Source organism: Streptomyces griseoflavus, assembly GCF_014649995.1.
Classification (GTDB): domain Bacteria; phylum Actinomycetota; class Actinomycetes; order Streptomycetales; family Streptomycetaceae; genus Streptomyces; species Streptomyces griseoflavus.
The window spans coordinates 468,169-491,504 of the sequence record NZ_BMUC01000002.1; the positions used below are offsets into that span (position 1 = coordinate 468,169).

General features: G+C 69.9%; 15 protein-coding genes and 1 pseudogene. 13 read left to right on the top strand and 3 right to left on the bottom strand.

Annotated features, from left to right (window positions below):
• The first annotated feature begins 74 nt into the window (after positions 1–74).
• Entirely contained in the window at positions 75–1,922 is a 1,848-nt protein-coding gene (locus IE172_RS08000; RefSeq protein WP_190096379.1) for a S9 family peptidase, read from the top strand.
• A 167-nt stretch (positions 1,923–2,089) separates the two neighbouring features.
• On the opposite strand, the gene IE172_RS08005 is transcribed toward IE172_RS08000, so the two are convergent.
• Positions 2,090–3,982: an NAD(P)-binding protein gene (locus tag IE172_RS08005; RefSeq protein ID WP_190096512.1), complete on the bottom strand. Its 1,893-nt coding sequence runs from the start codon at positions 3,980–3,982 to the stop codon at positions 2,090–2,092.
• 175 nt (positions 3,983–4,157) lie between these two features.
• Entirely contained in the window at positions 4,158–4,445 is a 288-nt protein-coding gene (locus IE172_RS08010; protein ID WP_190096380.1) for a zinc-ribbon domain-containing protein, read from the bottom strand.
• A gap of 214 nt (positions 4,446–4,659) precedes the next feature.
• Here IE172_RS08010 and IE172_RS08015 point away from each other — a divergent pair, with 214 nt between their 5' ends.
• From IE172_RS08015 to IE172_RS08040, 6 genes are all read left to right on the top strand, one after another.
• Positions 4,660–5,349, top strand: a complete 690-nt coding sequence (locus IE172_RS08015; protein WP_190096381.1) for a TetR/AcrR family transcriptional regulator — start codon at positions 4,660–4,662, stop codon at positions 5,347–5,349.
• A 207-nt stretch (positions 5,350–5,556) separates the two neighbouring features.
• Positions 5,557–6,549 carry an NAD(P)-dependent alcohol dehydrogenase gene (locus IE172_RS08020; RefSeq protein WP_190096382.1) on the top strand — a complete coding sequence of 331 codons (993 nt, stop codon included), beginning with the start codon at positions 5,557–5,559 and terminating at the stop codon, positions 6,547–6,549.
• 414 nt (positions 6,550–6,963) lie between these two features.
• Positions 6,964–8,262, top strand: coding sequence for an ArsB/NhaD family transporter (locus IE172_RS08025; protein ID WP_190096383.1), 1,299 nt, complete (start codon positions 6,964–6,966; stop codon positions 8,260–8,262).
• 105 nt (positions 8,263–8,367) lie between these two features.
• Complete coding sequence (locus IE172_RS08030; protein WP_190096384.1) at positions 8,368–8,661, top strand: DUF3040 domain-containing protein; 294 nt, start codon at positions 8,368–8,370, stop codon at positions 8,659–8,661.
• Positions 8,662–8,694: 33 nt separating this feature from the next.
• Positions 8,695–10,206, top strand: coding sequence for a potassium/proton antiporter (locus IE172_RS08035; RefSeq protein ID WP_190096385.1), 1,512 nt, complete (start codon positions 8,695–8,697; stop codon positions 10,204–10,206).
• A 462-nt stretch (positions 10,207–10,668) separates the two neighbouring features.
• A complete protein-coding gene (locus IE172_RS08040) occupies positions 10,669–11,895 on the top strand; it encodes a cation:proton antiporter (protein ID WP_190096386.1) in 1,227 nt (408 codons plus the stop codon).
• Between the two features lie 30 nt (positions 11,896–11,925).
• Here the strand turns inward: IE172_RS08040 and IE172_RS08045 are convergent, their stop codons facing one another.
• On the bottom strand, positions 11,926–12,396 hold the full coding sequence (locus IE172_RS08045) for a cation:proton antiporter regulatory subunit (protein ID WP_190096513.1): 471 nt from the start codon (positions 12,394–12,396) through the stop codon (positions 11,926–11,928).
• 651 nt (positions 12,397–13,047) lie between these two features.
• On the opposite strand from IE172_RS08045, the gene IE172_RS08055 reads away from it, so the two are divergent.
• The 6 genes and pseudogenes from IE172_RS08055 (at position 13,048) to IE172_RS08075 (ending at position 23,231) form a co-directional block, all read left to right on the top strand.
• Positions 13,048–14,388, top strand: a complete 1,341-nt coding sequence (locus IE172_RS08055) for a DUF4241 domain-containing protein (protein WP_190096387.1) — start codon at positions 13,048–13,050, stop codon at positions 14,386–14,388.
• 214 nt (positions 14,389–14,602) lie between these two features.
• Positions 14,603–16,876: an NACHT domain-containing protein gene (locus IE172_RS08060; protein ID WP_190096388.1), complete on the top strand. Its 2,274-nt coding sequence runs from the start codon at positions 14,603–14,605 to the stop codon at positions 16,874–16,876.
• Positions 16,877–17,103: 227 nt separating this feature from the next.
• Positions 17,104–17,499, top strand: a pseudogene (locus tag IE172_RS34405) (hypothetical protein); the annotation flags it as partial.
• Positions 17,500–17,963: 464 nt separating this feature from the next.
• Positions 17,964–18,404 carry a hypothetical protein gene (locus tag IE172_RS08065; RefSeq protein ID WP_190096389.1) on the top strand — a complete coding sequence of 147 codons (441 nt, stop codon included), beginning with the start codon at positions 17,964–17,966 and terminating at the stop codon, positions 18,402–18,404.
• Between the two features lie 5 nt (positions 18,405–18,409).
• Positions 18,410–19,339: a hypothetical protein gene (locus tag IE172_RS08070; RefSeq protein WP_190096390.1), complete on the top strand. Its 930-nt coding sequence runs from the start codon at positions 18,410–18,412 to the stop codon at positions 19,337–19,339.
• 73 nt (positions 19,340–19,412) lie between these two features.
• On the top strand, positions 19,413–23,231 hold the full coding sequence (locus tag IE172_RS08075; RefSeq protein ID WP_190096391.1) for a CHAT domain-containing protein: 3,819 nt from the start codon (positions 19,413–19,415) through the stop codon (positions 23,229–23,231).
• Positions 23,232–23,336 lie beyond the last annotated feature (105 nt).

Sequence of the window (23,336 nt, forward strand, 5' to 3'; positions counted from 1 at the left end):
GGATCCGGTGGAGGTTGTCCACAGGGCTGGGGACCGTGTCGGTGGAATGCCCCGCGGACGGGCAAGATGGGGTCATGACTGAGAGCAACGGGTCCGACGCGCCGGGCCGGGCGGACCACCAGACCGATCGAGCCGGACAGGGCGAGGGGATGCCCGACTGGGAGAAGCGCTTCCGGGCGCCCCGGGTCTCCTTGCCCGACTGGGCCGAGGACGCCCCCGACCGCTCCCTGTTCGTGTCGAACGCCACGGGGACCTACGAGCTGTACGCGTGGGACCGCTCGACGGGTGATCAGCGTCAGGTGACGCACCGGCCCAACGGCACGACGGACGGCGTGCTCTCGCCGGACGGCGAGTGGATCTGGTGGTTCGACGACAAGGACGGCGACGAGTTCGGCGTCTGGCGGCGGCAGCGGTTCACGGGCGGCGAGGACGAGCCGGCGGCCCCGGGCCTGGACCCGTCCTACCCCGCCGGTCTCGCGCTCGGCCGGGACGGCCGTACGGCGGTCGTGGGCCGTTCCACGGACGAGGACGGGACGACGATCCACCTGGTCCGCACCGGCGAGGCGCCGGTGGAGCTGTACCGGCACCGTGAGTCGGCGGGCGTCGGCGACCTCTCCTACGACGGTTCGCTGATCGCCGTGGAGCACACCGAGCACGGGGACGCCATGCACTCCGCGCTGCGGGTGATGCGCCCCGACGGCACGACGGTCGCCGAGCTCGACGACACCGAGGGCGGCACGAAGGAGCTGGGCCTGGAGGTGCTGGGCTTCGCCCCGGTGGAGGGCGACACCCGGCTGCTCATCGGGCATCAGCGGCGCGGCCGCTGGGAGCCCCTGGTGTGGGACGTGGCGACGGGGGAGGAGAGCGACCTCGCGCTGGAACTGCCCGGCGACGTCAGCGCCGAGTGGTACCCGGACGGCACGGGGCTGCTCATCGCGCACGGCTTCGAGGCGCGCGGCGAGCTGTTCCGCTACGACCTGGCCGAGCGCCGACTGGTGGAGATGCCCACCCCGCGCGGCGCCGTCTCGGGTGCGACGGTCCGCCCCGACGGCAGCGTGGAGTACCTGTGGTCGTCGGCGGCGCAGCCGCCGGTGGTGCGGTCCACGGCGGGCGGAGTGGTCCTCGACCCGCCCGGGATGAAGTCGCCCGGTTCGGTGCCGGTGGAGGACGTGTGGGTGGAGGGGCCCGGCGGCCGCATCCACGCGCTCGTCCAGAAGCCGGCCGGCGCGACCGGCCCGCTCCCCACGGTCTTCGACATCCACGGCGGCCCCACCTGGCACGACAGCGACTCCTTCGCGGCGGGCCCGGCGGCCTGGGTCGACCACGGCTACGCGGTGGTCCGCGTCAACTACCGGGGTTCCACCGGCTACGGGCGCGCCTGGACCGACGCCCTGAAGCACCGGGTGGGCCTGATCGAGCTGGAGGACATCGAGGCGGTCCGCGCGTGGGCGGTCGACTCCGGCCTGGCGGACCCCGCCCGGCTGATCCTCACCGGCGGCTCCTGGGGCGGCTACCTCACGCTGCTCGGTCTCGGCACGCAGCCGGACGCGTGGGCGCTGGGCATCGCGGCGGTCCCGGTCGCCGACTACGTCACGGCCTACCACGACGAGATGGAGGCGCTGAAGGCGATGGACCGCACGCTGCTCGGCGGCACGCCGGAGGAGGTCCCCGAACGCTTCGAGGCGTCCTCCCCCATCACCTACGTCGACCGGGTCAAGGCCCCGGTCTACATCTCGGCCGGCGTGAACGACCCGCGCTGTCCCATCCAGCAGATCGAGAACTACGTCAAGCGCCTGGAGTCACGCGAGGCGGTCCACGAGGTCTACCGCTACGACGCGGGCCACGGCTCCCTGGTCGTCGACGAACGCATCAAGCAGATCCGCCTGGAGCTCGACTTCGCCGCCAGACACCTCCCGGCGTAGCCACACCCCCCGGCCCGCAGCTCCCGCGGCTGCGGGCCGGGGGGTGCCCCCCGCCGGCGCGGGCGAGCGAACCCGCCCCCCGCCCGGCCCCGGCGTCGGATCAACGTCCGGTCGTACGGCACCGCCGGCAGGGGCGACTGAACTCACCCCGCCCCACCCGCGCCGGATCAGCGTCCCGCCGCTCCCGCCCCCCGGCGCCGGCCCAGCAACTCCGCCAGCCCCCGCCGGGTCGCCGCCAGCACCACCCGGTCCCCGGCCCGCAGCACGTACGTGTCCGGCAGGTCCCACACCAGCCCCGCCCCCGGCACCTCCGGCCAGCGGCTCCCACCGCCGGAGGCGGACGCCGTGTCGAGCGCCAGCACCCGCCAGGCCCCGGCCCGGAACGCCTCCCCGACCGTCCGCCCCTCCAGCTGCGGATGCCCGCCGACGACCACCGCCGCGAACAGCAGCACCCGCCGCTCCACCGGTATCGCGCCCAGGATCTGCCGTCCCATCATCGCCCCGGCGAACGCGGGCGCCGCCAGGTGCGAGACGCTCCGGCTCCGTGTCAGCGCACCCGGGTGCGCCGTCCGCAGCGTCCGGTAGACCGCCTTCGCGAAGTCGTCGTCGTACAGCCGCAGCACCGCCCGCAGGTCCGGCCGTACCGACCGTGCGTACAGCACCGCTTCCAGGTTCGTCGTGTCCTCGCTGGTCAGCGCGAGCAGCGCGTCCGCGCGGTGGATCTTCGCGGCCTCCAGTACGCCCTCCTGCGTCACGTCCCCGACCACCACCGGCACGCGTAACCGCCGTGCGGTGGCCATCCCCCGTGCCTCCGGGTCCGCCTCGACGCACACCACCGGGATGTGCAGTTCCCGCAGCCGCGTCAGCACCCGCGTGCCGATCTTGCCCAGTCCGAGCAGCACCACGTGCCCGCTCAGCCCGCGCGGCGGCTTCCGCAGGGACGACGCCGTACGGAACGTCCCCAGCGCCTCCAGCACGGCCGCCAGCAGCACCGGCAGCAGCAGCAGTCCGACGCCCATGGACAGCAGTTGCAGGATCTGCCGCCCCTTGGACTCGCTGTGCGCGGGCTCGTTGATGGCGAACAGGTCGAGCAGCGTGACGTAGGTGGCGTGCAGCGGGTTGTCGCGGGTCACCACCGTCAGCGCGACGGCGAGCGCGACCACCGCGGCGATCAGTCCGGCGAGCGACCACCGCAGCCGCCGCGAGAACAGCGAGGCGAACGGCGGCCCGCCCCGCCGGGCGGGCAACGGCGGTCCGGAGTAGGACAGCTGCTCCAGCACCACCGTCCCGCGCCCGGTGGCCGCCGCCACCTCCGCCGCGTCGGGCAGCAGCCGCGGCCCCTGGTCGCCGCTGTCCTCCGAACCCTCGTCCCCGGCCGGGTCGTTGCTGGTGGCGGAGAGCAGCGCCAGGGTGCACAGCCCGGGGGAGGCCACTTCGCCGGGCGCCGGGGGCCGGCGTTCCACGGCCCGCAGCAGCAGTCCTTCCGCGTCGACGACCTTGCTCGTGCCGACGAGCGCGGTGGCGACCAGCGCGGGCGCGGCCGTGTCGGAGTCGGACAGCACGGTGGTGGAGATGTCGGCCCCGGCGTGGCCCCGTCCCGGAGCCGTGTCGCCCGCCAACTCGGCTGCCTGGTCCAGTAGTTCCTCGATGTGCTGGCCGAGCCGCCGGTTGTAGAGCCGCAGCACGAGCCGCAGCCGGGGGTTGAGCCGGCGGGCGTTCAGCGCGGCCCGGATGTTGGTCTCGTCGTCGTCGTACACCAGCGCCAGCGCGGCGGCCCGGTCCACGCCCGCCTCGGCGAGTGCGGCCTCGGTCGGCTCGGCGGCCTCCACGATCCGCTCGCCGGGGGCCAGGGTGTCGTCGGAGCCGCCGTTGCCCCGGTTGTTGACCGCGGTCACGACCCGGTCGAGCAGGGCCGCGGAGGCCGCCCGGGCCCGTCCGGCCACCGGCCGGCGCACGGAGCGTCCCGCGGGCGGGACGACGAGGGTCACCTGCTCGCGGTAGACACCGCGGAGTTCGGCGGCGAGCCGGTGCGCGAGCCCGTCGTCCCCGCACACCACCATGTGCGCGGAGGGGTCACCGGGCGGGGCGGGGTTGGGAAGCAGACTCACCACGGGTCAAGAGACTGCCTCATCGCGGCGCGTGGTTCCAGGTGTCACGTGAACACACGTGGACCGGGGCCCGTCGGCGGAGCCCCGGCGGCTCCGGCGGCCCCGGCAGGGGTCGGCGTCGCGCCGGCTAGGGCCGGTACGGCTGCTGCTGTTGCCGCTGCCCGTATTCCTGTCCGCCGCCGAGGGACTGGGCCTGGAGCTGCTCGGCCTGTTCCTCGGTCACCTTCTGTTCGGCGCCGCAGAAGGTGCACTGCGTGGCGTACTTCGTCGAGACGGGGAACAGCGGCACGAAGAACAGGGTGAACTTCGTGACCCGTTTCCTGAGCGTGTGCGCGGAGGGGTTCCCGCACTGCGCGCACACCAGCGTGAGTATCGCGAGCTGGTGCAGATACCCCTTGGTGCCAAAAATGATCATGTCGTGGATCCTTCCCGGGCCGCGGTTCCCCGAACCACCACCACACCAGACGACGGGAGCGGCCGCCAGCGTGACCGGCGGCGGGCCCGCCCGGCCCGTGCCGTTCCGGGAGCGGGCGTCTCCGGCCGGCGCGTCCGGGAACTAGCATGGCGCCCACACCGCGGGCGGACGTCGTGCACCCGGCGGACCGGGGCGCGGGAGAGGGAGGGCGGGGATGTCCGGGCAGGCCGACACCCTCCACCGGCGCGCGCCCCTGAGCAGGCAGCGGATCCTGTCCGCGGCCGTCGCCCTCGCCGACGCGGGCGGCGCCGACGCGCTGAGCATGCGGAAGATCGCGCAGGGGCTCGGCGTCGTCCCCATGGCGCTGTACAAGCACGTCGCGAACAAGGACGAGCTGCTGGACGGCATGATCGACCTCGTCGTCGCGGAGATCGACCCGCCGGCCGTGGGCGCCGACTGGAAGTCCGCCGTGCGGCTGCGGGTGCTGTCGGCCCGCCGCATGCTGCTGCGTCACCCGTGGGCGGCCGGGGTCATCGAGGCGCGGCTGAAGGCCCGGACCGCCCCGACGCCCGCGGTGCTGGCGTATCTGGACTCGATGATCGGGATCCTCCGCGCCGGGGGGTTCCCGGTCGAGCTGGTGCATCACGCGATGCATGTCATGGGCAGCCGGGTGCTGGGCTTCTCCCAGGAGCTGTTCGAGGACGCCTCCGGGCGCGAGCCGGACCCCGACGCGCTGCCGCCCGAGGAGATGGCGGCGCGCTATCCGCACATCACGGAGCTGGCCATGGCGGTCGCCCACGACCGGGAGTCCGTCGTCGGACCGGGCTGCGACGACCAGTTCGAGTTCGAGTTCGCGCTGGACCTGACCCTGGACGGCCTGGAGCGCCTGCGCTCCGCGAGCTGACCCGCGGCGCCCCCTGCCGTCCCTCTCACCGGACCCGCCGGCTCCCGCCCGCCGGGAAGCGCCGACCACCGCCCGCCGGAATCGTCATCTCCCACTTGCCGGGATCGTCGTCCTCCCCCTTGTCGGGTGTACGGCGTACACCCATCCTGGGTGGTGTACGGCGTACACCCGCCGGGAGCCGCCGACAGGACACGCGAGGGAGACCCGATGAAGGCAATCGTTCAGGACCGTTTCGGGCCGCCGGACAGCCTGCGGCCGGCGGACATCGACCGCCCCCGACCCGGCCCGGGTCAGGTACTGGTGCGGGTGCGCGCCGCCGCGGTCAACCCGTACGACTGGCACATGCTGCGCGGCGACCCGTACGCGGCGCGGCTGACCCCGGGCATGGGGCTGACCCGTCCGAAGTCCCGGGTGGCCGGCCTCGACGCGGCCGGCGAGGTGGCGGCGGTCGGCGCCGGCGTGCGCGGACTCCGGCCCGGCGACGAGGTGCTGGGCTTCTGCCCCGGGTCGTTCGCCGAGTACGCGCTCACCACCCCGGACCTGCTGGTGGCCAAGCCCGCGGGCCTCTCCTTCGAGCAGGCGGCCGCCGTCCCCGTGGCGGCGGTGACCGCCCTGCGCGGCCTGCGGACCGTGGGCCGGGTCCGGGCGGGACAGCGGGTCCTGGTCAACGGGGCCGGCGGTGGCGTGGGCACGTTCGCCGTGCAGCTCGCCGCGGCCCTCGACGCCGAGGTCACCGGCGTGTGCGGTACGGGCAGCACCGGCCTGGTGCGGTCACTGGGCGCCGCCCACGTCGTCGACCACACCCGCGAGGACTGCACCGAAGGGCGGCCCGGTCACTACGACGTCATCCTCGACAACGTCGGCAACCACCCGCCGTCCCGGCTGCGCCGGGTGCTCGCTCCGGCCGGCACCCTGGTGGCCAACGGGGGCGGCACGCCCGGCCGGGTGCTCGGGGCGATGGGCACGGCGCTGCGCGTGGCCGCCCTCAATACCGTCACCCGGCAGAATCTCCGGGTGATCCTCCCGGCGGTCCCCTCCGGCCCCGCCCGGGACGACCTGCTCGCCGTCACCGCTCTCATCGGATCCGGCCGCCTCACCCCGGTGATCGGCCGGACCCTCCCGCTGGCCGACGCCGCCGAGGGCGTGCGCCACGTCGAACGGGGACACGCCCGCGGCAAGACCGTCCTCACCGTGGCCTGAACCGGCCGCCGGCACGGCGCCCGCCGGCCCAGCGGGCGGCCGCCGCCCCCTGAGCGGCCATCGGGGACAACACCCACGTTCCACGGCATCCGTGCGGGTCGGACCCCCACACCATTTGGGTGCCGTCCCCGATGGTCCGCGATTCCGCCCCCGGGCGAGGGTGTGATCAACACACTCCCCGGCCTGCCCCCACACGTTCCGCACATCAGGTACCGCTCACGGAGCGGACCGCGCGGGCTGCCGGATCATGAGAGGAGCCCGCGCCCTGATGCACGCGGTGACGCAGCGACCCGGCCACACCGACGCAGTGACCGTCCCGGCCCCGTCGGTGCTGCTGCTGTGCCGTTCGGCGGCCTCGTGGGAACACTCGTCCCGAACCGCCGGAAGGGTGGGATCCGCACCGCGCGGTGCGCGGTGAGCCTCACGGCGTGGCTGGCGGTGGCCGTCTTCGCCGCCGTCTACGTGCTGATCGCGACGGAGTGGGTGCACCGGGTCGCCGCCGCGCTGGGCGGCGCGGTGGTGATGCTGCTCATCGGGGCGACCGACGCCGAGCACGCGTTCTTCTCCGAGGACGCCGGCATCGACTGGAACGTCATCTTCCTGCTGCTCGGCATGATGCTGATCGTCGCCGTGGTGAAACGCACCGGCGTCTTCGAGTACATCGCCATCTGGGCGGCCCGCCGGGCGCGCGGAAGACCGTACCGGCTGATGGTGCTGCTGGTCGTGGCGACGGGCTTCCTCTCCGCGTGGCTGGACAACGTCACCACCGTGCTGCTGATCGCACCGGTGACGATCCTGGTCTGCCGCCGGCTCGGCGTGCCCGTGGTGCCGTTCCTCGTCGCCGAGGTGATGGCCTGCAACATCGGCGGCGCCGCGACTCTCATCGGCGACCCGCCCAACATCATGATCGGCTCCCGCGCCGACCTGTCCTTCAACGACTTCCTGATCCACATGACGCCGATCGTCGTCGTCCTGATGATCGTGTTCGTCCTGATGAGCCGGGTGTTGTTCCGCAAGGCGTTCCGCTACGACCCCGAACGGGCCGCGTCCGTCATGGAGCTGGACCCCAAGGACGCCATCAAGGACGCCCGGCTGCTCGCCGTCAGCGGTGTGGTGATCCTCGCCGTGATGACGTGCTTCGTCCTGCACACCGTGCTCCACCTGGAGCCGTCGGTGGTGGCCGTCAGCGGCGGCCTGCTGCTGCTCGCGGTCTCCCGGCTCAGCCCCGGTGACGTGGTCAAGGACGTCGAGTGGGAGACGCTGGCGTTCTTCACCGGACTGTTCGTCATGGTCGGCGCGATGGTGCAGACCGGCGTCATCGGCGACCTGGGGGAGATGGCGGCCGAGGCCACCGGCGGCAACCTGCTGGGGACCGCCATGGCGCTGGTCTTCGGCTCCGTGGTGCCCTCCGCGATCATCGACAACATCCCCTTCGTGGCGTCGGTGAGCCCGATCGTCAGCGAGATCGTGGCCTCCTCCGGCGGAGCCGACGAGGCGGGGATGCTGTGGTGGGCCTTCGCGCTGGGCGCGGACCTCGGCGGCAACGCCACGATCATCGCCTCCTCGGCCAACGTCGTGGTCATCGGCATCGCCGAACGCGAGGGCCACCACATCTCGTTCTGGCAGTTCAGCCGGTACGGACTGATCGTCACCGCGGTCACCGTCACCGTCGCGGCCGCGTATGTGTGGCTGCGCTACTTCGTCCTGGTGTGATCGTGAGGCACGGGATGCGAGAGGAGAGCAGATGGATCACACCGGAGACCGCGCCGACGCCTTCCCGCCGCGCCCTGCCGCGAGGTGGCGGCCGAGAAGAGGGCCATGGACGGACCCGATGACGAACGGCTCCACGAGATCTCGGCCCGTCTGCACCACGAGGACCCACGGTTCGCCCACGGCCTCGGACACGGCCGCCCCTGCCGGCCCCGCGAGTACCGGTACGCCCGGGCCTGGCTGCTGCTCGCCGTCGCGCTGGCCGTGCTGGGTACCGGCATCGCCCTGGCCCACGGGCTGCTCATCGCCGCCGGGCTGGTCCTGGCCGGTGTCGCCGGGGAGATGTTCGACCCGCACCGCGGGACACGGCACCGCCGCGACCGGCCGCCGCGCGGTTCCTGACCGCGGGGACACGAACGGCACGGGGACCGTGCGATGACCCTGTCCGAGCTGTACGTGACGCTGCTGATCGGCGGCGCCGTCCTGCTGGCCAGCATCGCCGCCGCCCGCACCGCCCACCGCGTCGGTCTGCCGAGCCTGCTTCTGTTCCTCGCGGTCGGCGTGATCGCCGGCGAGGACGGGCTCGGCCTGGAGTTCGACGACGCCCAGCTCGCGCAGGCCCTGGGGACCGCGGCCCTGGGGCTGATCCTCGTCGAGGGAGGCCTGAGCACCCGCTGGGAGGACGTCCGGCGCCAGCTGGCCCCCGCCGGCGTCCTCGCCACCATGGGCGTGGCCCTCTCGGTCGCGGTGACGGCGACCGGCGCGCACTTCCTGCTCGGCATGGAATGGCAGCTGGCGCTGCTGCTCGCGGCGATCGTCTCCTCCACCGACGCCGCCGCCGTGTTCGCCGTCCTGCGCGCGCTGCCGATGCCGGAGAAACTGCGCGGACTGGTGGAGGCGGAGTCCGGCTTCAACGACGCCCCGACCATCATCCTGGTCCTCGTCTTCTCCACCGCCACCGCGGACCTGCCGAGCCCCGGCCCCCTCGTGGGCAACCTGCTCTTCCAGCTCACGGTCGGCGGCACCCTGGGCGTACTGATCGGACTCCTGGGCGTCACCGCGCTGCGCCACATCGCCCTGCCCGCCACCGGGCTCTACCCGCTGGCCACGGTCGGCTTCGGCATCATCGCCTTCGCCGCCGCCGGAGCGGTCAACGCCAGCGGCATCATCGCCGCCTACCTGTCCGGCCTGGTGCTCGGCAACGCCCAGCTGCCGCACCGCGCCGCCACCCGGTCCTTCGCCGAAGGCGTCGGCTGGCTGGCCCAGATCGGCCTCTTCGTCATGCTCGGCCTGCTGGTCGACCCCAGCGAACTGACCTCCGCGATCATCCCGGCCCTCGTCATCGGATCGGTGCTGCTGCTCGTCGCCCGCCCGATCTCCGTCGTGCTGTGCCTGCTGCCGTTCCGGATCCCCTGGCGCGAGCAGACGTTCATCTCCTGGGCGGGCCTGCGCGGCGCGGTGCCGATCGTGCTCACCACGTTCCCCATCGTCGCGGGGGTCGACGGGGCCCGCGACGTGCTCAACATCGTGTTCGTCCTCGTCATCATGTTCACCCTGATCCAGGGCCCGACCCTGCCCGCCGTGGCCCGGCGCCTGGGGCTGGTCCGTACGGGGGCGCTGCGCGAGATCCAGGTGGAGACCGCGCCCCTCGACGTCCTGGACGCCGACCTGCTCACCGTCACCATCCCGCCGGACTCCCGGCTGCACGGCGTCGCCGTCTTCGAACTGCGCCTGCCGCCGCCGACCGTCGTCACCCTGATCGTCCGGGACGGCACCACCCTGGTCCCCGACCGGGAGACCGTGCTGCGCGCCGGCGACGAACTCCTGCTCATCACCACCCCCCTGACCCGCGAGGCTGCGGAACGCCGACTGCGCGCCATCGGCCGTCAGGGGAAACTGGCCCGGTGGCTCGGTGAGCAGGGGGCTCCGAGCATGAGTGACGGCTGAACGGGGCGTCGCACCACCGCCGACCGTGCGTTTTTCCCCCGATAACGATGCGCATGCGATGTATAAGTATTTCGTCGTACGGTAAACTTCTTAACCGAGTCCTGACGCTCCATTGAGCGGCCATGCGCTCAGTTCGTGAGAAGCGGATCTCGGATGCGACGAGGGGAACGTGACATGCGCCGACGTGACATGCACCGGCCCGTACGCATCGACAACGCCGCCCGCGACAGCGTGCCCGAACCGGGTACCGCCCTCACCGGCGCCTGATCCCGGCCCGCACCCGCCGCTGGGTGCCCCCTGTCTGAACACGGGCCGCCGCTCCGCCGACCCGGCCCCGCCCGCCGGGGCGCCGCCGCGGCGCCGCCCACTTCTGCCGCTGCCGCCCGCAGCCACGCCCCGCAGTCACCTCTCGCCATCCCCAGGCACTGACGCCGCCGTCACCGAACCGGAGGACCGACGCCCGTGCACAACACCGCCGCCATGCTCATCGAACTCGGCGCGATCATTCTCGCCCTGGGCCTGCTGGGCCGCCTCGCCGGACGCATGGGCTTCTCGCCCATCCCCCTCTACCTCCTGGCCGGACTCGCCTTCGGCCACGGCGGCATCCTCCCCCTGCAAGCCAGCGAGGAGTTCACCGCCACCGGCGCCGAGATCGGCGTCATCCTGCTGCTGCTCCTGCTCGGCCTGGAGTACAGCGCCTCGGAACTGGTCACCAACCTCAAGACCCAATACCCCTCCGGCGCCGTCGACTTCGTCCTCAACGCGGTGCCCGGCGCCGTGGCGGCACTGATCCTCGGCTGGGGCCCGGTCGCCGCCGTCGCGCTGGCCGGCGTCACCTGGATCTCCTCCTCCGGCGTCATCGCCAAGGTCCTCGGCGACCTGCGCCGGCTCGGCAACCGCGAAACCCCCGTGGTGCTCGGCGTCCTCGTCATCGAAGACCTCGCCATGGCCGTCTACCTGCCGATCCTCACCGCCCTGCTGGCCGGCGCCGGCCTGGCCGGCGGCTCCGTCACCCTGCTGATCTCGCTGGGCACCGTCGGCGCGGTCCTCTACCTCGCCCTGCGCCACGGCCGGCTGATCAGCCGGGCCGTCTCCTCCGACAACGCCGAGATGCTGCTGCTGGTCGTCCTCGGCCTGACCCTCCTGGTCGCCGGACTCGCCCAGGAACTGCAGGTCTCCGCCGCCGTCGGCGCGTTCCTCGTCGGCATCGCCCTGTCCGGCGAGGTCGCCGAGGGCGCGAGCAGCCTCCTCACCCCGCTGCGGGACCTGTTCGCCGCCGTCTTCTTCGTCTTCTTCGGCCTGTCCACCGACCCCGCCGACATCCCGCCCGTCCTCCTGCCGGCCCTGCTCCTCGCCGTCGTCACCGCGCTCACGAAGATCGCCACCGGCTGGTACGCGGCACGCCGCGCCGGAATCCGGGGCGCGGGCCGCTGGCGCGCGGGCGGCACCCTGGTCGCGCGCGGCGAGTTCTCCATCGTCATCGCGGGCCTCGCCGTCGGCGTCGAGCCCCGCATCGGCCCCCTGGCCACGGCGTACGTGCTGCTCCTGGTCGTGATCGGCCCGCTCACCGCCCGCTGGACCGAGCCCCTGGCCCGCCGCCTCACCCGCGGCCCGGCCGCACCCCCGGCGGACCCCGCCGCTCCCGCGGACACGGACCGCTCGCAGGACACCGCCCACGCCCACGCCTGACCGCCCCGGACACCGGCCGGGCCCGGCGCGTCACCTCGGGTCGAGGATCCCGGCGGCCACCCCGACACCCTCACGGGTGCCGATCACGATCAGGGTGTCACCGCCGGCCAGCCGGAAGTCCGGCCCCGGAGACGGGATCGCCTCGGTCCGGCGCAGCACGGCGACCACCGACACACCGGTCTCCGTGCGCATCCGGGTCTCCCCGAGCAGCCGCCCGTTCCACGGCGACCCCGCCGGCAGCTCGACCCGCTCGGCGACCAGGCCCAGTTCGGCCGTCGCCAGCAGGTTCGGGCTGTGGTGGGCGGGCATCACGGCGTCTATGACCGCCCCCGCCTCCTCGGCGGTCATCCGCAGCGACAGCGCGGTGGCGTCCGGGTCGTCCGTGCGGTAGGTGTTCAGCGTCCGGGACCCGTCGAGATGCGCGATCACCGACAGCCGCCGCCCCTCCCGCGTGGCCAGGTCGTACCGCACACCGATCCCCGGCAACGGCGTGTGCCCCATGCGCGCGGCGCCGCCCATGACCGTCCCCCTGCAAGAAGTGAGTGCCCCAACGGGCCATGACCGACGGCACCCTACGTCACTCCCCACCCTCCCCGTAATCCACCCCACGCCACGGCACGCACGGTCGGAGTACGCGGACCTCGCCCGGGTCGCCACCCTCCTCAACCCGGAACCCGGCGACCCCGGCGAGCGGGAGAGCTCGCTGGGCGGCACACCGCTGTGGTCCGCGGACGAGCCGTGGCCGTACTGCGCGCAGGAGGGGCACTGGACGTACGGGTCCGACCCGCGCAACCACACCGAGATCGTCCCGGGCGCGGTGCCCGCCCGGCGCATGCCGTCTCCCGTCACCGGCGGACGGCTCCCCGCGGCCGGCCGGCTCCCACCTCATCGCGACGAAGGCCGGCGGCTGGCCCGCCTGGACACAACCCGCCGACTGGCCGGACTGCGCGAGCGGACACCGCATGGCACACCTGCTGACCATCACCGGCGACATCCAGCTGGGCGACTGCGGCGGCGTCTACTTCTTCCACTGCCGGCAGTGCCCCGGCCACCCCTGGGACTGGCGCTTCGACTGCCCCTGACAGCAGGGCCCGCACGGATGTCGGAGGTGCCGGTTACGGTGTGGCGGCCGTCGGAACAAGAGGGGGACGCGTGCGTACGCGGATCGAGGTCGTCCACTGCGCCGGATGGAATCCGCGGACGCGGCAGCCCGTGGGGACGATGAGTGAGGACCGGGCGCGCGAGCGCGACGAGGCAGGAGAGCCGTACGCGGTGCTGCTCGGCGGCGAGGGCCGGCAACGGGCGCTGCTCCAGGTGAGCTGGAGGGACCACTACCTCGGAGTGTTCCTCTTCGACGAACGGGAACGACGCGTCCGCGGCTACGACTACCGGGAGTTGGCGGCGGGACTGCTGCACCTGCGCCGCTATGAGGAGTGGCGCCACACGTCCGCCGACGAGCCGGAGTTCCCGGAGAACGGCTGGCATTTCACCCTCACGGCCCGACCCGACAGCGAGACGGCGCGTGTCGAACTGGACCACGGCGGCAGCCTGCACACCGTCCGAGACCTTCCCGAACAGCACCGGACCCTGCGCCGCGCGCGGTTCGGCGACTGGACGGCGTATGCCGACGCCCGGATGCTCGGCTTCGACACGGACGACACCCCCTCCCTCACACCCGCCGCCCGCGAGGAGCAGCCCGACTCCCCGGCCGGAACGTGGTCCGTCCCGAGAGGGCTCCGCCCCCGGCACCTGCAGGCTCTGTTCACCCCGGGCAGTCGCTTCGCCCACGAAGGGTTCGGCACGGCGACCGTCACCTCTCCGGAGACGGCCGGTGTCCTGCGCTTGCCCACCGGCTCGGTCATGGCGGCGGACCCCGCCACCCTCGACGAACGGGACCAACCCTTCACCGTGCCGGTGCCGCCGGGCGAGTATCCCGTGGTGACCGCCACCATGAAGTGGGACGGCCGCGGGTGCGGCGAGAACACCGCCGCCATGCTGCGCGTCCTCGACAAACCCACCGTGAGCTGGGAACTCGCCGTCCGACCCGGTCAGGACACGCGATTGCTGGGCGAGGGGGAGTTCTACGGCTTCGGAGTGGACAGCGGCATGGCGGCGTTCCTCGACGCGGCAGGGCGAGACGTCCTGGCCGCGGCGTGCGAGCACGGGTGCGCACCGGGAGAGACCACCGATCCCGACACCGGGACCAACCTGATCGCCTACCACAGCGGCATGGGCGACGGCTCGTACCCGGTCTGGATCGGACGCACGGCGGAAGGGGAGGTGACCTGCCTGGTGGCCGACATGCTCATCCTCCACCGAGCCCGGCCCCTGCCGCCGACCGTGCCCGACACCACCACCTTCCTGACCCCGCCCATCGCGCAAGACGCTCCCCAACCCCGGCCGGGCAACGCCGCGGACGCCTCGAACTTCATCTCCGCGATCGTCGCCGAGATCGCCGACTTCAAGGAGAGCCTGAGGTGGGAGCGGGAGTGACACGGGCCGGCACACCTGTGCCGAAGCGCCAGACCGGTGCAGGACTTGACAGCTACCATCAGCTGACTGGACGGAGCGGGGGAGGGAACAAGGTGGACCCGACACTCATCGCCTTGGCCGGCGCGGGCCGTACAGTCGTCGTCCCGGCCATGGCTACGGACGGGTGGGAAGGCACGTCGACCTTTTTCCGGGTGTACCAGCTCATCAGTGAGCGATGAACACGGAAGGCCGGCGGAGGGAAGACGAAGCAGCGCCGCACCTGCATGCGAGTGCGGCCGCCGAAGGGCGCATCTACCAAGCCGGTCGGGATCAACACGTTACGGAGTATCACTTCCATCAACCGGTCGGCGTTGCGGAGAACCGGCACGCCGATCGGTTGATGGAAGACGCCGAATTCGAAGAGAGATACCTCGCCTATGTGGCGCACAAACACTCGCACCTCACAATTTACGGGATCGACCTGACCGAAGCCCCAGGACAGTGGCCGATCGACACTGCCTACCTGACCCTGCATGCGGGGTCAAGGCAACTGGATATCGCAGGTCACAGTGATGTGCCGGTCAATTCGAGCTACGTCACGGTTCACACCGACGTGCCCTCGGACCAGATGCTCGCGGAAACACCTCGGGTGATGCTGCGGGGAGTGGCTGGTTCAGGAAAGACCACACTGATTCAGTGGCTCGCCGTCAGCGCAGCTACTCAGAATCTGAATGATTCGCTCGAATATTTGAGAGGGCGAATCCCTGTCGTGCTTCCCCTGCGCAGTGTCAGTCGCGCGGGCGAGACATTGCCGCTGCCGAGTCAGTTCCTTTCTTCGGTGGGTTGCCCATTGTCGGGTGTACAGCCTGATGGATGGATGGAGAGGGTCCTGTCGGCCGGCCGGGCGCTCGTCATGATCGATGGGGTCGACGAAATCCCGGAAGCGGAACGCGACAGGGCGCATACCTGGATCAAGGATCTACTTGGCAGCTTCTCTGGGAATCTATGGCTCACCACGTCGCGCCCTTCAGCTGTTCCGGAAGACTGGCTGAAGGTTCAAGGCTTTGCTGAGCTGATGCTGGCCCCTATGGGGTACAGCGATGTTGCGTCATTCATTTACCGGTGGCATACGGCAGCGGGTGCTCCGGACTCTTTCAGGGATTCGCTCCTCGCGGCCGTAAGGTCCAAGCAGGACCTGAGTCGCCTTACGACCAACCCTTTGATGTGCGGTCTGATCTGCGCGCTCCACAGGGATCGGCGCGCCTTTCTTCCCGAAGGGAGGAAAGAGCTCTACGAAGCCGCGCTCTCCATGCTTTACCGGCGAGACCGGGAGCGCGATATGGGCGAGCCGGACGGGATCCACCTCAGAGAAGAGCCGAGGATTCAGCTTCTTCAGAAGATCGCCCACTGGCTGATTCGCAATAACCGCGCGGAGATGGACCGCAGTGTGGCCGAGCGAATCATTTCGGACGCGCTTCCTTCGGTCGCCTCGGCTGCCGCGCAAGGAGACGCGCGACAAGTCTTTCGGCACCTGCTCATGCGTAGCGGTCTTCTGCGTGAACCAAGTGCCGGTCGCATCGATTTCATTCATCGCACGTTCCAGGACTACTTGGGGGCGAAGAGGGCCGTAGAGCAGTGGGATATCGGCCTTCTTGTGTCCAACGCCGGTTCCAGTCAGTGGGAAGATGTGCTTCGCATGGCTGTGGCGCACGCTCGTCCACATGAGCGGGCCGAGCTGATCGGGCACATCATTGCAGATGGAGATGTCTGTCAATCACGCGCCACCCGGGCTCGACTTCACCTCCTGGCGATGGCGTGCCTGGAGCACGCAACTGAGTTGGACCCCCAGGTGCGCAGCGCTGTCGAAAAAAGGGCTACTGCCTTATTCCCACCACAAGACATGGATGACGTGATGGCGCTCGGCGAAGTCGGGCCAATTGTGCTGGAATTCCTTCCTGTCGACTCGAATGACACCGGCGTTCAGGCTCGCTACACTGCTCTGATTGCTTCCATGGTGGGAACGGATCAGGCGATCCCCATCATGGCTGCGTATCGCCGTTCGCGCGATGTAGTGATGCGCACGCAGCTCGCCAATGCCTGGCATCGGTTCGACACGAAGCGGTATGGCGACGAGGTGATTGCCCACCTGAACGAGGCGGATCTCTTCTTCTCGGCCTCAAGCCTGCAAGAACTTCAGGCGCTGCACCAGATGGGTGGTAGACCGATGATCCGCGTTGATGCCCCACTGTCGGCCGAGCAGTTGAGAGACAACATCGACCCGTCGACGCTCTGGCAGCTATGGCTCACCAGAGAGGCAGGGGGAGGCGATCTGGGTTGGCTTTCATGTTTCCACAATCTGCGAGTGCTGCACCTGACCGACAAGGATGCCGAGGTAAACGTCACCGGCCTTGCTGGTATGGACAGGCTCCGCACCATTCATAGCAATTGTAAAGTCGTGGTAGGTGTCGACAAGCTCCCATCCTCGGTCGCTTTTCGTCATTATCGTTGACGGAGGAGTGGAACTCCCGGGTGGGCGGAGTCCCGCTCGGCTCTGCCTGGGCCGGCGGTGGACGGTTGAGGTCCCCCCGCGCACGCCCCAGCGGGCCCGCGGCCGGGAACGGCGCCCCCACCATCCCTGTGCCGGCCGATCCCCCGCCGGAGGCATCGTCTCGCGCCCGCGGATGACGTCTGCGGGGTCGAGTGGGCCATGGCCCGGGACGAGGTGTAGGTGAAGCGCACGTCGTCGAGCTGTGCCCGGTGCCCCAGGGGCAAGCCGGGTGCCCCTCCAAGGCGCTCACCTTCGCTCAGGCCGAGGCCGTGCTCAATGTGCCGAGGGGACCTCGATGTACGCGTGAATCGGCGCCGCCCTGCCGACCGGTGCCCGTACCGAGGAGCCGCGGGCGCTCACCCGGCATCGACGGGATCAACGCCGACGAGTGGACGCCCCAAGAGCTCCGGCACAACTTCGTGTCCCTGCTGCCCGACCGTGGCGTCCCGCTGGAAGTGATCCCCCGGCTCGTCGGGCACTCCGGGACGGCCGTGGCGGAGGAGTCCCGGCGGAAGCAGATCCGGCCCGTGATCCAGACCGGCGCCGCGGTCATGGACGAGATCTTCGACGCTGGTCCGCAGCGGCAATGGCCAAACGAAGCAGGTCCCCAGCCTCCTCACGTGAGGAGGCTGGGGACCTGGTGTTTCTCTGTCGGGGTGGCGGGATTTGAACCCACGACCTCTTCGTCCCGAATGAGGATCGATCACGTTGGCCACCTGCTGTGGGTGGTATTTGTGCAGGTCAGCACTTTGGCGGTGGTTGGTCTCGGGTGGTCCCGTGGGGGTTCTGGGAGAAGATCTTCTCCCAGATTTCTCCCAAGCGGCGGGGTGACAGCGCGACGGGCGCTTCAGCACGCCGCGTTACGCAAGCGAATTTGTACGACGCCGTGCGGTGTCAGCGGCCGCGTGGCGCGGGGTGCACCGCCGCCTACGCATCGCTCGCGCAGAGGAGATCGGCTGAACCGTCCTTTCAAGGACCTCGACGCCTCCCTGCTCTGCCAGAGCGAGTTGGCCGAACCCGGGCGTGCACCTTCACATGTGGAGCAAGAATGGCTGCCTGGTGGATCAACAAGGAACAGGGGGCGGGGTTCTGCATGACGAGCCAGGCGGAAGTAGTCGGCTTGAGGATCGCCAAGGCACTGTCGTACGTGTGTGGGCATCGGGACGAACTCGCCACGCTGCTCGACGAGGACGCCGCCGCCTTGCGTGCTGTCGAAGCCGCAGTCGGCAGGCCGCCCGCGGACGACGTCTCGCTCGCTGCCCTTTTGGACGCGTTGCACGCAGCGGTTCGACGCGCAGGCGACCCATCGGGGGTGTATGGGGGATCAGGCCGTAGCGCGATGCCGGCCGGTGTTGCTGATTTGGACGTCGTGTACCGGTGCCCCTTGCAGCTGTGCATCGGTCGATCCGGTCATGAAGTGGACGACGACGTGCCACGCTGCCAGTTTGCCCCCGCCGCGACGGCGCTGATCCGGGAGAGGCTCCCGTAGTGGGAGTGCTTCTCGGCGAACTCGGCAAGAAGCTGGCCGAGCGGTGGCTGACCCTGCTCGTACTACCAGGCGCGCTGTACTTGGCGGTCGCCGCAGCTGGACACACCCTCGGGCACAGTGCCGCGCTGGACGTTGGCCAGCTCATCCACGCGATCTCGGACGCCGCCAAGGCTCCCCAAGTCACCACGGTGGGCGGCCAGGTCGTGCTGCTAGCTGCCATCCTGGCCGGCGCGGCCGCCGCCGGACTGGCCGCCCAGTCCCTCGGCTCCGTTGTCGAGCGTGTCGCCCTGGCCGCTGGCTGGGGCGTCTGGCCGTGGCCGTTCGGCGAGCTGGCCGAGTACCGTGTGGCACGCAGACAGCATCGCTGGGACGAGGCGCGGGCAGAGTACGAAGCTCTGATGCTTCGGGAACGCGCTCCGCGTCCGGCTGACCGGCCCAAGATCCGGGAGCGTCATCGTGCGGCGCGCAAATGCGACCGCATCTCCGTAGAACGGCCTGAACGGCCGACCTGGAGCGGTGACCGAATCCATGCCGCGACGGTCCGGCTGGACCGAGACGCGCACGTCAATCTCCTCATCGTTTGGCCACATCTCTGGATCCTGCTGTCGGAAGAGATACGCGGTGAGATCGGAAGGGGCCGCGCCGCACTGACACGGGCTGCCGTTCTCGGTGGGTGGGCCCTGCTCTATCTGCCTCTGGCCTGGTGGTGGTGGCCCGCGGCACCGCTCAGCGCCACGCTCTTGATCATTTCGGCACGTCGCCTCCGTACGGCCGCGGACACCTATGCCGCGCTGCTGGAGGCATCCGTGCGCCTTCACCTGACGGACCTGGCCGACAAGCTGCGCATCGAGGAACAACCGATGGGACCTTTGCTGGGTGGCGAGGTCATGCGACGGCTGAACAGTCCGGCGCCCGTGTCGGAACCAGTTTTGTGAGCTCCATCGAATGCAAAGGTTCGCCTTGTCGGGCCTGAACGGCGCAGCAACCAGATCTACCGAGGAACGGGAAGTGACAGGGCGATTCATGCAGGGTCGTGAGCAGGACTTCGCAAGGGAAGACGAACTGGAGAAGCGGATTGCTGTAGTGGGCTTACGGCTGGAACGGATGGCCCGCGAGCAAGATCTCGCTGTGGTGCTGGAGCCGGAAGCATTGGTCGAGGCCCGCCAACTTGCTGCGATACTCCGACACGACGAGTCCGACCTGGAAGGTCATTACGTCCTCGGCTGGTTGCACGCCTTCAGGTACCGGGCACTTCCCGAAGAGGCTGGGCAGCGGGACAGAGAGGAGGCCGTCGCCAAGTTCACGCCCTGCTTCCTGTTCGGTGCCGGTGAGGAGGAATTGCCGGACGAACTGCTTCCAGACGTGGCCCAGCGCGCGCTCGCCTTCGTCTGGAGGATCCAGCAAGGGGTGAACCCTTCGCCGGACCCGGCGCTGCGCGCAAGAGTGACCGATCTCCTGCGGCGCATCGCAGGAGCTATTCCACGTGGAGCAAGTGAGCACGCGGAAACGCTGTCCAATCTTTCTGTCATCCTGAAATCCCACTTCGACGCCGGTGGCGAATCAGGGGATCTGGACGCGGCGATCGAGGCTGCCCAGGGCGCAGTGGAAAGCACGGCAACAGGGCACCCGAACCAGCCGGTCATGCTGTCCAACCTGTCAGGTGTGCTGATGCAGCGCTTCACCCATACAGGCGCGGCGGCGGACCTGGACGATGCGATCGAGACCGGCCGATTGGCAGTCCAAGCCTCCGTGGGATCCCCTGCCGACCGGGCTGGCGGACTCAACAACCTGGGCACCGCGCTGAAGACCAGGTTCACGGAGAGAGGCATCCTGTCGGACCTGGACGCGGCGATCGAAGCCTTCCAGGAAGCGTCATACCTCCGTACCGAGGACCACGAAAAGGCAGGAGTTCTTCACAATCTGGGGACCGCCTGGCACGGCCGATATGAAAGCACCGGCGTGCTGGCGGATCTGGACAACGCGATCGAGTGTTGCCAGGCCGCAGTCGAGGCGGCTCCCGATGAACATCCTGCGCGCTCCATGTTCCTGTCTGGGCTCGGCACCGTCACGTTGACTCGATTCCAGCGAACCGGTGAAACAGCGTATTTGGACCGATCTGTCATTGCCTTCCGGGAAGCTCTCGAGATGCTCCCGCCGGGGCACCGAGCTCGTGGGCTTCGTCTCTCCGGCCTGGGACAAGCTCTCCTGGCGCGATACCGTCTTGGCGGCGACAGATCCGACCTCGATACGGCAATAGAAATGAACCGCGCTGCCTCCCGGGAAGTCACCCCGCACCAGATCGAGTTCAACGCGGTTCTCAACAACCTGGCCATCTCCCTCGGGCAGCGTTTCGAATGCACTGGTGATATGGCCGACCTGGACCAGGCGGTCACTGCCAGTCGCGCTTCCGCTCAGGCCACCGCGGATGGTCACCTCGACCGGCCGACCCGTCTGTCCAACGTCGGTCTGCTGCTGTGGACTCGGTTCAAGCACACCGGGGCATTATCGGACCTGGATGCCGCGATCGAGTTCGCGCACAAAGCTGTGAATACGGCGCCCCGTGAGCACTCCGCCTTGGCGGCGATGCTGTCCAATCTCGGCACAGTGTTGTTGCAACGTTACGAACGGAACGGGGACCTTCGAGACCTCGACGAGGTGATCCGAAGAAACCGCGAGGTCCTCGGCATTGTGGATGAACGCAGTCCTGACCGCCCTCGCTTCCTTGCGAATCTGTGCACCGCCCTGTACGCCCGTTTCCAGCGCACTGGAGGCTTTGAGGACCTGGACGGCGCGGTCGCGGCGGGACATGATGCGACCGCCACCGTTCCGTCCCACCACCCTGAGCGCCCGAGGTACTTGTCCTTGCTGGGAGGTGCGCTGACCGCCAGGTTCGAGATGACCGGGTCTGTAGTGGATCTGGATGACGCGGTGGTTGCGTGCCAGACCGCGCTCGACATCTCGCCCGCGGAACATCCGGAGCGCGCCGACTACCTGTTCCAGCTCGGTACGGCCCTGCATCGCCGGTATCAGCGGACTCACTCGCGACACGACTTCGATCGCGCCGTGGCCGTCCACATGGAAGGCGCCCGGGCCGACGGGGCCAGGTCCTCGATTCGGATTCGGGCCGCTCACGCAGCGGCCTCAATGACCGGACAGCAGGATCCTGATCTCGCAGCCGATCTCCTGGCAGGTGCCGTACACCTGCTGCCCGAAGTGGCAGACCGCCGGCTGAGCCGCGGCGACCAGCAGCACGCCATGGGCAAGTGGTCCGGGCTGGCCGGAGACGCTGCGGCACTGGCTCTTGCTTCTCACGAAGGCACACCCGCTGATCGGGCAGTGCGGGCACTGCAGTTGATCGAGGTGGGACGCGGCGTCCTCCACAGCCAGGCGCTGGACATGCGGAGTGATCTCGCAGAGCTTCGCGAGTGCCATCCCGACCTGGCCCATCGCTTCGAGGTACTTCGGGACGAGCTCGACCGGCCGATGGAAATGGCCTCCCCCTCGGAGCCCGAGGGGCAAGCCAGCGCCGCCGTACGTGCAGTCGATGCCGAGGAGCAACGACGCAGCCGCGCCGACCAACTTCAGGCCACGCTGGACAGCATCCGAACGCAGGACGGATTCGCCAGCTTCGCTCGTCCCCCCGCCGTCAGTGAGCTCCTGGCACAAGCCACCTCCGGCCCAGTGGTGAGCTTCAACGTCAGCCACTACCGCAGCGACGCACTGCTGTTGACGTTCGATGGAATCGAGTCCCTGAACCTGCCCGACCTCACGTACGACCTCGTCATCGACCAGATACAGACCTTCCACAGGGCCCTGGAAACCGTTGCGGATCCGCGCACATCGCCCCTCACTCGAAAAGAGGCGCAATCGACGCTTCACGCTGTCTTGGAGTGGCTGTGGGACGCGGCGGCCGAACCGGTATTGCGTAGCCTCGGTTTCACCGGTGAGCCCTCTCCCGGAGAGCCGTGGCCCCGCGTCTGGTGGGCACCTGGCGGGCTCCTCTCACTGCTACCCCTGCACGCTGCCGGCCGTCACTCCGAGCCGCCCCGGGCGGGTTTGAGAGACAGGGAACCGCCGACAGTCATGGACCGTGTCGTCTCCTCGTACACCACCACTATCCGCGCACTGCACCACGCGCGCCGTCATCTCACCACCGCGCCGACTGTGAGCCGATCACTGATCGTGGCCATGCCCACAACCCCGGGCGTCCAAGGCCGCCTGGACCACGTCTCGGAAGAAGCCGCACTGCTGTGCGGCTTGCTGCCTGAGCCGACGCTCCTTATGGAGCCGGATGCAGAGGCTGAAGACGGCATGCCCGTCCCCGGGCCGGAGACACGACCGACCAAGGCTCGGGTCCTGAAGACCCTCTCCGATTGCGGCATCGTTCATTTCGCGTGCCACGGTGCCCACGACCCCGACGACCCGTCCCAGAGCCTGTTGCTTCTGCACGACCACGAACGTGATCCGCTCACGGTGGCGAGCCTTGCAGAAATGAGGATGGACTCGGCCCAACTGGCCTACCTGTCAGCGTGCCGAACAGCGTTCATGGAATCCGTGGAGCTGATCGACGAGGCCATCCATCTCACAGCGGCCTTTCAGCTCGCGGGTTTTCCCCACGTCATCGGCACCCTCTGGGAGATAAACGACGAGGTGGCCTCGCATATGGCAGCTGATTTCTATGTTGAGCTCGGCGGGGACACCGACCAACATGGTGGCCTCGACACGGATGCAGCGGCTCGTGCTCTGCACCACACCGTGCGTAAGGCCCGTGATCGATATCCAACGTCCCCCTACCTCTGGGCGGCCCACCTGCACGCCGGGATCTGAAAGCGGGCGGTGCCGCGGCTACTGAGCCGCGGCACCGACGTGCACATCGCTGCCGATGCCGCGAGCACCTTGGCCCACGACTGGACGCGCGTGCGTGGTGATCGG